The organism is Hominimerdicola alba 8, assembly GCF_000178155.2.
Classification (GTDB): domain Bacteria; phylum Bacillota; class Clostridia; order Oscillospirales; family Ruminococcaceae; genus Hominimerdicola; species Hominimerdicola alba_C.
Map to the genome: position 1 here is coordinate 16,343 of NZ_ADKM02000018.1, position 11,960 is coordinate 28,302.

General features: G+C 51.2%; 7 protein-coding genes. 2 read left to right on the plus strand and 5 right to left on the minus strand.

The annotated features are described in order from the left end of the window. Positions 1-753 precede the first annotated feature (753 nt). Both CUS_RS00870 and CUS_RS00875 read left to right on the plus strand, forming a co-directional pair. Positions 754-1,815, plus strand: coding sequence for an efflux RND transporter periplasmic adaptor subunit (locus tag CUS_RS00870; protein ID WP_037275949.1), 1,062 nt, complete (start codon positions 754-756; stop codon positions 1,813-1,815). A 763-nt stretch (positions 1,816-2,578) separates the two neighbouring features. Continuing rightward, positions 2,579-5,530: an ABC transporter permease gene (locus tag CUS_RS00875; protein WP_037275953.1), complete on the plus strand. Its 2,952-nt coding sequence runs from the start codon at positions 2,579-2,581 to the stop codon at positions 5,528-5,530. 626 nt (positions 5,531-6,156) lie between these two features. Here the strand turns inward: CUS_RS00875 and CUS_RS00880 are convergent. The 5 genes from CUS_RS00880 to CUS_RS00900 all read right to left on the minus strand — a co-directional run bounded on the left by CUS_RS00880 (position 6,157) and on the right by CUS_RS00900 (position 11,959). Next, a complete protein-coding gene (locus tag CUS_RS00880; protein ID WP_002846971.1) occupies positions 6,157-7,227 on the minus strand; it encodes an NAD-dependent epimerase/dehydratase family protein in 1,071 nt (356 codons plus the stop codon). Positions 7,228-7,277: 50 nt separating this feature from the next. After that, on the minus strand, positions 7,278-8,255 hold the full coding sequence (gene dusB, locus CUS_RS00885; protein ID WP_002847125.1) for a tRNA dihydrouridine synthase DusB: 978 nt from the start codon (positions 8,253-8,255) through the stop codon (positions 7,278-7,280). Positions 8,256-8,367: 112 nt separating this feature from the next. Continuing rightward, complete coding sequence (locus tag CUS_RS00890) at positions 8,368-8,640, minus strand: hypothetical protein (protein WP_002847059.1); 273 nt, start codon at positions 8,638-8,640, stop codon at positions 8,368-8,370. 128 nt (positions 8,641-8,768) lie between these two features. Next, positions 8,769-10,271, minus strand: coding sequence for a DUF4340 domain-containing protein (locus CUS_RS00895; RefSeq protein WP_002847143.1), 1,503 nt, complete (start codon positions 10,269-10,271; stop codon positions 8,769-8,771). Then, a complete protein-coding gene (locus tag CUS_RS00900; RefSeq protein ID WP_002847036.1) occupies positions 10,271-11,959 on the minus strand; it encodes a GldG family protein in 1,689 nt (562 codons plus the stop codon). Before CUS_RS00900 ends, CUS_RS00895 begins: the two co-directional genes overlap by 1 nt. Between the last annotated feature and the right edge of the window lies 1 nt (position 11,960).

The window sequence follows — 11,960 nt, forward strand, 5'->3', positions numbered from 1 at the left end:
TATCGTGGATTTCCGCGATGGTTCGCCGTTTTATCGCGGGTGTGTGCGGGTCGAACGGCGAGAGTAACGCCGACACAGTCGCGAACGCCCCCGCCCTACACTATTGACAGGCTTATCCTTTGGAGCTATGACCGACCGCCGAAGACGCTCCGCTGTTCGGCTAGTGGACGCGGGCAATTCGTCGCACGCACATGGTTTCTGCGGGTCGAAAATTTTGAGCACGCTCTTTTCTATGCGAATTGCCCGCTTTTGGCTTGCTTTGGTCGAATGCTTTGACCTCTTACCGTCCTTGCTTTGTTCGCCCAACTTGTTTTGTTTGTCGCTTGTGGACTGCTTCCCCGATTGAGGGCTCTGCCCTCAAACTCCCGCAAGCCTGCTGGCGCGAGGCTTGACCGCGCGCTTTGGTTCGCGCATAGCTTTGTGTTCTTACTTCACTTTGTTGGGCGGCACAGCATTCTCGCGTTCATGCCAATAATTATGAATTATGAATTCATTATACACCATCTTTGTGAATTTTTCAATAGTCTGCCCGCTAAAGCAAGCGAAAATCGTATGGAAAAGTCTTGTGCATTGTGCCAAAAATCTCAGTTTAATTTTGTCCTGTTGCATATAGCAAAATCAGGTCAAAAATGCTATAATAAAGTAGTATGTGATATAGCGAACGATATTAATATCAATATATATCCTGCGATCACAGCCACAATAATGTATATGCCGTTTGTCATAAATACCAACAGTCTTGGAGGACTTGTTATGAGATCAAAAAAAATAACAGAACTATTCCGCCGTACTCTGCCCGCTGTGATGTGCGCGGCTACAGTCCTGATAAGTTCGGGGTGCTACCTGCTGCCCGATGAGGAAGAAGCCGCCGTTCCGCCTGCCGTCAAAGCAAGCGAGGTCAGCTATACCACAGTTACGGCGAAACGCAAGGATATCGAGAAAAAACTTACCTCGACAGGTACAGTCACCGCCGAAAGGCAGTACGACCTCAGCTATGAAAAACAGAGCGGTGTCATATCTCAGTTCCATGTGCGTGCGGGCGACCGTGTGGCTGAGGGCGACCCCATCTGTGAGATAGATACCACCGACCTCGATGACCAGATAGCCGAAAAGGAACTCTATCTGCAAAAGGCTAAACTCAATGTCGATATGATATGGGAGAGCGGCGGCACGCAGGCGCAGATAGACTCGGCTTATGTTGATGTTCAGCTGATAGAACGCGAACTCAACAAGCTAAAAGCCAACAAAGAGGGCGCTGTGCTTCGTTCACCCATTGACGGCGTAGTTTCTCAGCTGGCAGATGTCCGCGCGGGTGACAGTGTAAATTCGGGGCAGACAGTAGCTACTGTCATAGACACCACCGCTCTGTACATTGCTGTCAAGCCTGATGACCTGACCAAATTCCCTGTTGACACCAAAGTGCAGATACGCATTGACCAGAACTTTTATGATGGCACAGTTTTCATGGATCCGAACGCCCTTGCAGAATATCAGGCTGAGGTGAAGGCGAGCCACGATGAAGAGGACAAGACGGGCATTGCCTACGAAGCTGACACCATATACGTTCGTTTTGACGGTGAAGCGCCAGCCGATGCGTTAGGACAGCTTGCTGATGTGATACTTGTGCTTGACAGAGTCGAGAATGCTATAGTCATATCAAACAATCTCATTAAAAAAGTTGACGGTGAGCAAGTAGTCTACCTTTTAAAAGACGGTGAAAAAGTTGCGGTACCTGTAGAAGTCGGGTTATCGACTGGTTCGCAGTCGGAGATACTTTCGGGAGTATCTGAGGGTGACGAACTGGTACTTAAGTAATTCATAATTCATAATTCATAATTATTGGCAGGGGCGAAAGCGAGTCGGTTCAACGGAAAAGAGAGCGAACCATGACGCGGACAAAGTGAAGTAAGAACACAAAGCTGTGCGCGAACCAAAGCGCGCGGTCAAGCCTCGCGCCAGCAGGCTTGCGGGAGTTTGAGGGCAGAGCCCTCAATCACCGAAGCGCAAAGCCAAAATGCACATCAAGCAGTAAAAGCAAAGCAAAACCAAAGCCCACAAGTCGGATAAGCAAAGCAAATTTTCCGACCAAAGAGCGGGCAATTCGCCAGAAATCAGCGGGGCGCACAAACCTCCGACAAACGCAGTTCTTTCGGGGCAAGACGAATTGCCCGCGTCATCTAGCCGAACAGCGGAGCGTCTTCGGCGGTCGGTCAGCACTCCAAAGGATAAGCCTGTCAATAGTTCAAGGCACAAAACCCGGTGGGCGGGTGGGCGGGCGCACTCCAAAGAAAAGCATGTCAAGGTTCAACGCACACACCCACGATAAAACGGCAAAATATCGCGAAAATCCCCGATAATTCGGCGGTGTAACGCGGTGGGACGGCAAACACGGCATAGCGGCGATAAACGGCAAATCATCGCGGCGATGACCCGATAATTCGGTGATAATCAAGCGGCGGGAGCAAGCCCCCGCCCTACCCCAAGTTTGCCGCACATGCGGGAAACGTCAAAACCGCGTTCCCGCAACTAAAATATTTATACCTTTATTTATTAAGACAAGCAAGGAGCAAATACTGTAATGTTTACACTTCTGCTTCGCAAAATGCGAAATACAAAATGGATGGTCTTCTGCCTGCTGATAGGCTTTATAATGGCTTCGGCAATGATGAGTACCATTCCCATATACATGAATGCTTCCCTACAGCGCATGCTGGTCAAGGATATGGACGCTTTTCAGGAAGAATTTATGATATATCCCGGCTCTTACAATACCTCTAAATCTTTCAGGAGCGGCATGGCGACCGACTCTCAGCTGCAAGCCATGAAAGATTATGTCAAAACGGTCGATGAACAGTTTGCCGCACTTGACCTGCCAGATGTGGGCAGTAAAAAGGTCATGCTGGATACTTACCTCTACTGCAAATCGTTCTCAATAGCTGACGGCGAATCTGCCGCAAGGCTGACTGTCGGCGGCATGTCGGATATCACCGAACATTCTGCGGCGGCTTCGGGACGCATGATGCAGAAAGGTCAGCGCGATGACGGCGTTTTTGAGTGCATGGCTACCGAAAGATCCCTTAAGACCAACGGTCTTGCACTTGATACCGTCTATGAGATAGCTAATGTCATGGGCGGCGATGCCTCCATCAAGATAGAGATAGTCGGTCTGCTTGATGTTGCCGATGAAAATGACCCCTACTGGGCTGAGGGCATAGATGAAGCCTACACCGCAACAGTCTTTACCGACTATGATACCATGCTTGACGAAATGTTACCCACAGGCGCGGTCAACCTCTCAAAGGCAAGCTATAACTATTTCATCGACTACACCCGCCTCGATATCGCACAGCTGGGCGGCATAAACAACAGCTACAACAAGCAGAAAGAAACTTTCAAAAAGAGCGGCATCGGCTTCACAATGCCCGCTAAGGATATCCTCTCCGACTACGCAAAGCGCTCGGAACAGCTGACACTTTTGCTCTGGCTGCTGCAAATACCTGTCATACTGATGATAATTTTCTACCTGTTCATGGTGTCAAAGCTGAACATCGAACAGGAGAAGAACGAGATAGCTGTTTTCAAGAGCAGAGGTGCTTCAAACAGGCAAGTTCTGGGCATCTACGCGATGGAGTCGATGGTGCTGGGCATCATCACGGCGGCGGCAGGACCTTTTGCGGGACTGGGGCTTTGCAGGATACTCGGCGCGTCCAACGGCTTTCTGGAGTTCGTCAACCGCCGCGCAATGCCCGTCAGACTGACGGCTGAGGCGTTCATATATGCGGCGGCGGCAGTGCTGGTGTTCTTCGTGACCACCCTCGTGCCGATAATCCCCGCATCAAAGACCACCATAGTCGAACACAAACAGTCAAAAGCCAAAAAGAAAAAGCACGCTCTCTGGGAGAAAGTCGGGCTTGATATCATTCTTGCGGGCGGTTCGTTCGCGTGGCTGTACTACTACAACCGCACTCAGGCAAAACTCCTTGAACTTGGTGTCACCGACACCACCGCCACCGTCAACCCGCTTATGTTCGTCACCTCGACCGCTTTCATACTGGGTCTGGGGCTGTTCCTTATAAGGGTATACCCGCTGTTCATACGCATCATAAGCCGCATCGGTCAGCGCTTCTGGTCACCTGCACAGTACGTTTCACTGACCAACATCGGGCGTTCGACCACAGGCAGGGAAAGATTTCTCATGCTGTTTCTGGTGCTGACCGTTTCACTGGGCGTATTCTTCGCGAACACCGCACGCGCCCTCAACCGCAACGCTGAGGAAACTGTATACTACGCCAACGGCGCTGACATCGTGCTGACCGAAGAGTGGTATTCCAGCAAGACCGAAGCCGCACAGAAAAGTGCCGCGCCCACAAACGGCGCACCTCAGCAGGCGGCAGAAGAACCCGAAGAAGAGGACACTGCCACTGTCGTGACCTACACTGAACCTGTTTTCGAGCGTTTTGAGAAGCTGGCAGGTGTCAGCCACACCGCAAAGGTCTTCCGCCGCGATGGTGTGACCCTGAAAAGCAGTAAGATGACGGTGGTGAAGCGCTCAGCGAAATCTGACAGCAAAAAGCGCGAGGACTACCTCGACCAGAACATGAACGCGAAGTCAGCCAACACCGACAAGAACGTTCAGCTGATGACCATACAGCCCGCAGATTTCGCAGAGGTCATAAACTTTGAACCGCGCCTTCTGCCGACACACATCAACAACTATCTTGAAGCGCTGGCAGAGTATACGCCCGGTGTCATACTTTCCTCGTCATTCCGCGATTACGGTCTTGAACTGGGCGACACAGTCGAGTGTGAGTGGGGCGCTAACGACCCATTTGATGTGACAGTGCTGGCGTTTGCCGACTACTGGCCGTCCCTCGACCCATACGCCGAAGCGGGCGATGGAAGCTACATGGATTTCGCCGTAATGAATTTTGACTATGTAAATGTACAGACCAACATGGAACCATATCAGGTGTGGATAGACCTTGAAGATGACGCATCGGTACAGGATTTCTACAACTCGGTAGAGGCGGCGCACATCGAGGTCACAGGCATGACTTCTGCCAAGCAGGAACTTATAGCCAAGAAGAATGACCCGATGTTACAGGGCATGAACGGTGCGCTGACGCTGGGCTTCATCACGATAATGATAATGTGCATCATCGGTTTCCTTATCTACTGGATACTTTCGATCAAGAGCCGCACTTTGCAGTTCGGCATACTGCGTGCAATGGGCATGAAGTACCGCGAGATAATCGCGATGATAGTATACGAGCAGATACTTGTATCGGGTGTGGCGATACTGGCGGCGATATTCATCGGCGGCATCACCAGCGAGTTATTCGTGCCGCTGTTCCAGAGCGTACTTGATGTAAGCAGTCGTGTTCCCGAATTTGTGGTTATACCACAGCGTTCGGATTATCTCAAGCTGTACGCTGTCATAGCGGCTATGCTGTTGGTAGGTTTCTTAGTACTGGGCAGACTTATCGGCAGGATAAATATTTCAAAGGCGCTCAAGCTGGGCGAAGACTAACACAAAAAAAGACCGTTCCCGCGCGGGGACGGTCTTTTATATTGGTGCGGGAAGGTGTTATGCTGACTTGCGCCCCCCGCCCTACACCTTAGAATTGCGTTTCACGTAAGGGAGCGATGACCGACCGCCGCGAGGGTTTGCCGTTTTATCGCGGGGGTGTGCGGGTCGAACGGCGAGAGTAACGCCGACACAGTCGCGAACGCCCCCGCCCTACACTATTGACAGGCTTATCCTTTGGAGCGATGACCGACCGCCGAAGACGCTGTCGCTGTTCGGCTGGTGGACGCGGGCAATTCGTCTTGCCCCGAAAGAACTGCGTTTGTCGGAGGTTTGTGCACCCCGCTGATTTCTGGCGAATTGCCCGCTCTTTAGTCGGAAAATTTGCTTTGCTTATCCGACTTGTGGGCTTTGGTTTTGCTTTGCTTTTACTGCTTGATGTGCATTTTGGCTTTGCGCTTCGGTGATTGAGGGCTCTGCCCTCAAACTCCCGCAAGCCTGCTGGCGCGAGGCTTGACCGCGCGCTTTTTCTCGCGCATAGCTTTGTGTTCTTACTTCACTTTGTTGGGCGGCAAAGTGACCGCTGAAACAGCCCGCTTTCGCCCCTGCCAATAATTATGAATTATGAATTATGAATTATGAATTATAATCATGCTTTTTATCAAACGGTCAAACATCTCTTTTAAGCCGACTTCCGCATGCCACCCCAGCGCTTCTGCTTTGTCGGTGGCAAGGTTCATCTTGACTTTCGGATTGTACCCCAGCTTGGTCACATCTTCCACTATGTTGAATTTCAGTGAAGTCCCACTGTCAGGGTAGTTGTCAATGAGCATCTGCGCCATGTCTTTTATGGAGATGAGCGTGTCCTTATTGGCAACATTGTATGCCTCCGCATTCTCACCCTTAAGAAGAACGGTCAGTATGCCCGTCACCGCATCGCTGATGTAGCAGTAGTTGCGTTCGGTCGAACCGTCTGTCATAAGCACTATGTCCGTACCCTCAATGATTGCCCTCGCAAACTGCGCGAAAACTCTGCCGTCGTTATATCCGACACCTGCACCCATGCTCTGGCAGAGCCTTGCAACTTTTACAGGCACACCGTATTCGTGCGCATAAGAGGTACACAGCGTTTCCACTATCCTCTTGCCCTCAGAATAACTGCTTCTCACACTCATCGGGTCGATACTGCCGAATGTCTTTTCGTCCACCGAGTCAAGCGAGAGATCCACCACACCGTAGACCTCCAGCGATGAAAGGTATACCATGCCCTCCACCTGCTTTGACTTCGCCAGTTCCAGCAGATTTTTCGTACCGTTTATCGCCGTGAAGATGGTTTCCACAGGGTAGTCAACAAAAGCCTTTGAACTTGTTATGCTCGCACCGTGTATTATAAAGTCGATGCCGCCCTCATAGCTGTACGGGTCGTTTACGTCCTGCACCAGCAGTTCAAGCGCCGACTTGTCAGCGTACTTAAAAAGTTCCTCCGCCTTTTCCCTGTTTCTCACCGCCGCGATGACTTTCATGCCCAGCCCGCGCTCAGCATTCGCGTTCAGCAGTGTCATGACCATCTGCCCGCCGATAAGACCTGTCGCGCCTGTCACCAGCACAGTCCTGCCCTTAAATCTCTCCCAGTCGATGAACTCAGCCGCCGAAGCGTGCTCAACATCTTCCTGCATTATCCTGTTGTCTGATAGCTTCATAGTTATTCCTCCCTCGTTATTTTTGGACATTCGCCTCAGCGGATATCCGTTTATTCGCCCATCTGCCCGATGACCCTTGCCGCCATCTCCTCAGCCTGCTCATAAGTCGAAAGTTCGCCGCATTCTGCCCTCAGCTTTGCCGAGTTCGGCAGACCTTTCACATACCACGCCACATTCTTGCGCGCCTCTTTCATGCCGCGTTCCTCGCCCTTGTATTTGCAGAGATACCCGCAGTGTTTCAGCATTATCTCCATGCGCTCTTTCACCGTCAGCGGGGGAAGGACTTCCCCTGTTTCCAGATAATGTCTTATCTCGCGGAACACCCAAGGTCTGCCGTAGCTTCCCCGCGCCAGCATCACAAGGTCACAGCCTGTCTGCTCGTACATCTGCTTACAGCTTTCGCCGTCGGTCACATCTCCGTTGCCGAACACAGGCACACTCACCGCCTGCTTCACCTGCCTGATGATCTCCCGATCGGCTTCCCCCGAATAGAACTGCGCCCGCGTCCTGCCGTGTACCGCCATAGCCGCCACGCCCGTCTGTTCAAGGGCTTTTGCGAACTCTACCGCGTTTATGCTCGTGTCGTCCCACCCTGCGCGGAACTTCACCGTCACGGGACACCCCGCGTTCTTCACCGTTTCGCGGGCTATCTCCACCGCGCGGGGGATATCTTTCATCAGCGCCGAACCCGAACCGTTCCCGACTATCTTCGGCACAGGACAGCCCATGTTTATATCGATGATATCGGGCTTATATTCCCCCAGCAGATAAGCCGCTTTGCCCATATAATACGGGTCTTCACCGAATATTTGCAGTGCATACGGACGCTCCTGCGGCTCTATCTCACACAGTTCACCTGTCTTGCGGTCGCCGTAGCACAGCCCCTTTGATGATATCATCTCGCTGACCATGTAAGCCGCCCCGAATTCTCTGCAAAGCAGTCTGTAAGACTTGTCCGCCACCGAAGCCATCGGTGCAAGCGCCGCAGTCTTTTCTATCTTCACACCGCCGATGTCAATGTATTCCATATTCAACTCCCAAAAACGGAGACCGCTTGACGATCTCCGCTTATCATTTTACTATTTCTTTCTGTTTTTGCGAGAAAAGACTATTTTGCGCAAAACAGTCCCCCACGCCCCGTCAAGCCTTGACTTTCAGCCACGCGCAGGCGATATCCAGTGCATCATACAGGCTTTCGGTATCGGTCTGCTTGTCGATGGTCGGCTTTGTCAGGTCGGTTGACATCTTTCTTATCTTCACCTTGTCAGCGACTTCCAGATCACCGACTTTCTTTGTGTGCTTTATCTCCATCCAAACCACGAACTCGTCATACATATTGCCGTAATAAAGCTGATTGCCCTTTCTCACCAGAGGAAGTCCCTTGTATGTGAAAAATTTCTTTGTTTCGCTCATTTATCTCTCCGCCTTTCTGAATGTTTGTCGTTTAATGTTTCTCTCCGCCGAACGATGATCCGTTCCGCGCCTTTTTTCTTATCTTTTTGGTGATGACCGACCGCATATCTGCCGAAGTCAGCCGATATTTAATAAGTGTCGCTCACCTTGCCGCCGTTGTACAGGCTGTCCATGTTGGACTTAAGGCTGTCCACCCATGTGCTTTGTATCCTGAACGAGGTCTTGCCGTTGAGCTTTACGATGTAACGCCTTGCAGTGTCCTTGTACAGTTCTATGACATCTTCGCCGCCGTCTTTGCGTATCTCTTTTATGACCACCTGCGGCTCTCCCTCAGGGTCATCAAAGCATATCTCGTTGGTGGGGCACCCCATGATGAACTGGTAAAGGCTCTTGTACTGGTAGATGTCGATATCCTTGCCGCCGACCTTTACCGCCGTCACATCAGCCGCCTTGCCGTTTTCATCGGTGTCGCTGCTGCCGCCGTTGGTGGTCATTTCGTAGACCGTTTCCTCGCCGTCGAACTCGATGCTCATTTTTTCCAGATCCACCAGATAGTTAGAGGTCATCAGATTTGATATGACATCTTCTATCTTGAAAGTCACCCAAGGAAGGCTCGCTTCGGGTATGATGTATACCGCGTTACAGCCCGCCGCGCCCTCGATGGTGCAGTAATAGCCCAGCAGAACAGGCGTGTCGGTTTCAGCCACGCTTTCATCAAAGGCTTCATTGCCCACCGACAGCTTGTAGTCGTAGTCCTCACCTTTCAGCGTCACCACGCATCGCGGCTCATCAAGCCCGTACTCTTTAAGCGTTGCTTCATCGTTCGATGCCGTTACGCACTTGTACGCCGTCAGACCCCACATGCCGTGTGTCACCGCGCTTGAACCCGTAATGTTAAGATATGCGAATATCGGCTCGCTTATTACCTGACTTGACATCATGCCCTCGATGTTCTTCGGGTCGTTCTCGAATACCACCTTGTAGTCCCAGTCGCTTCTTGTGACAGTTTCCTTGCCGTACTCAGGCCATTCGCTGTCACTGACAGGCTTATCTATCAGCACCAGGTCGGCAAAGTCCTCCGCGCCGCTGAGGAAGTATTTCAGCCGCGAACCCAACACCATCTGCACCATATCAGTGCCCTCGACACAGACATAGTTGTACTTGCTGTCAGGCGCTTCATCGCCCACCAGCACCTTTACAGTATCGCCGTTGCTGTAGCTTACGGTGAAATTCGCCTGCGGTTCTGCCAGACCGTACTTCGCCATATCATCAGCATGTTCCTCCGCGATCTTTGAAGCCTCCAGCATCTCACATTTTGATATCACATCGTCTATCATAGCCTTGTTCTGCTCAACAGAGTTTATCTCCTCTATCGTCCATGAACTTTTGCCCGATGCAGGCTTATCCAGCGTGAAGCCGCCCGCCGCATTCTCAGCCGTCAGCGATGTCACCTCAGCCTCGTCAGAGTAAAGCACGTAATAGTGTTCTGTCTCTGCCGCCGAAGATGACTCAGCCGCTGAACTGTCTTCCTTTTTGGCATCGCCGTCCGAAGCGTTCAGAAAGACCAGCATTCCCGCCAGACTCGCCGCTATAACGCCGCATATGATGATGCCCTGTACCTTACCGTTCATTACTTATTCTTTCTCCTTAACCACACAACAAGTCCCACAATAAGCACCGCCACAGGTATTATGACGATGAATGTCCACATCAGCACGCTCTTTTTGCTCTGGTCGATATCGAAAGCAGTGCCTTTGATGGTCTTCGGCTTGATGAACACGCCGTCTGTCTTGTGAGTGATGCCGTTGAGCACACTGAAGAAATACTCGCTGTTGCCGTACTGTTCAGCCGACATTATATTCGACTGCAACAGATACTCCGAGCCGAAGCACAGCAGGTTGCTGTAAGTGGTGTCGCCGCTGCCGTCATCGGCAAACTTAGCCTTTGAACCGATGGCGAAATAGCACTGCTGACCTCTCGTCAGCGTGTCGGTCGGCACCTGTATGTTGTTCTCGTTGTATTCCAGTTCGGCAGTATAGGCGTTGCCCGTACTCTGTACATACTTCTCGGTGGTGACCATGTTCTGCTCATCAAACAGTGTGTTGACAGGTCTTGTGTACATCGAACTTATCACTAAGTCCTTTGAAAGTATATCCTGACTGAAATTGTCCGATAACTCGCCCGCCACCGTCACGAACGGGTAGTTTATATAGTTCTCGCCGTAAGTTTCACAGATAACGCCCTCGCCTATCTCCAGACCGTATTCTGCCAGAAATTCGTCAAGGTTAGGTGTCTTGTCCTGACTGTATGATGCGATGTAGATAAGCTGCTTGCCCAGTTCACCGCCGTTGTTCATATAGTCGCTGACCTTCTGCACCTCTTCGGGCAGATAGTCAACGGTAGGCGCACCTATCACAGCGATATCAGTGCCTTCGGGGATATCTTCCTTAGTTATGTCTATCTCGCTGACATTGTAGCCGTTAGCCACCAGCAGTGTCCTGAAATAACTCAGCGGCGAACCGCCCGATATCAGGTCTTTCACCTCGCTCCTGCCCGTCAGGAAGCATACGTCCACAGGATTCGGGTCGGTGACAGTCATCAGCGCCGATGTGAAAGCCTGCTCAGCATTCGATGACTCCACATAACTTCCGTAGTAAGCCAGCAGGTTCATATCATTGCCTGCCTGTTCTCTCAGCATTTCGATGCTGTAGCCCGACTGTGAAAGCTGTGTTACCAGCTGGTCATTAAAGGTCAGCAGATCCACCATGCCCAGCTTTCTTGTGCGCTTGACAGTTTCGCCGTCCACCACGCTGTCAGTTTCAAATATGATGTCAAACGCCGATATCGTGTCGCTGTAATTCTTTATGACATCGGGGTTCGAGTCTATATCCACAAATCTGTAGGATATGTGGTGGTTCATTTTGCAGTAGTTTTTCAGCAGTTCTACAGCCTGCTTGTTGTATGCCGAGTAGTTGATGTAGGTGTCTTCATCGGCAAATATGGTCACAAGCACGTCCCTGTCAACTTTCTTCACATATTCCTCCGACTGTTCGGTCATCGAATATATCTTATCCTTTGTCAGGTCTATGGTGATGGGATACCTCTCAAACAGCACCGTTGTCACCACGTTCACCAGCACCAGCAGTGCTAAAAATACACAGGTGAACACCGTTGCCATAGTGCCGTGCTTCAGCTTCTTCGCCGCGCCCTCACTGCGCTCTTTCTTCGGCTTTTCGGGCTTTTCAGCCTTTTCCTCTTCAACTATCTGTTTCAGCACGTCTTTAACGTCTGATGATACTTTCTCTTCGTCCTTTTCCATC

Coding starts and splice junctions, on each gene's coding strand:
- CUS_RS00870 (WP_037275949.1), top strand. CDS start 754: ATGAGATCAAAAAAAATAACAGAACTATTCCGCCGTACTCTGCCCGCT.
- CUS_RS00875 (WP_037275953.1), top strand. CDS start 2,579: ATGTTTACACTTCTGCTTCGCAAAATGCGAAATACAAAATGGATGGTC.
- CUS_RS00880 (WP_002846971.1), bottom strand. CDS start 7,227: ATGAAGCTATCAGACAACAGGATAATGCAGGAAGATGTTGAGCACGCT.
- dusB (WP_002847125.1), bottom strand. CDS start 8,255: ATGGAATACATTGACATCGGCGGTGTGAAGATAGAAAAGACTGCGGCG.
- CUS_RS00890 (WP_002847059.1), bottom strand. CDS start 8,640: ATGAGCGAAACAAAGAAATTTTTCACATACAAGGGACTTCCTCTGGTG.
- CUS_RS00895 (WP_002847143.1), bottom strand. CDS start 10,271: ATGAACGGTAAGGTACAGGGCATCATCATATGCGGCGTTATAGCGGCG.
- CUS_RS00900 (WP_002847036.1), bottom strand. CDS start 11,959: ATGGAAAAGGACGAAGAGAAAGTATCATCAGACGTTAAAGACGTGCTG.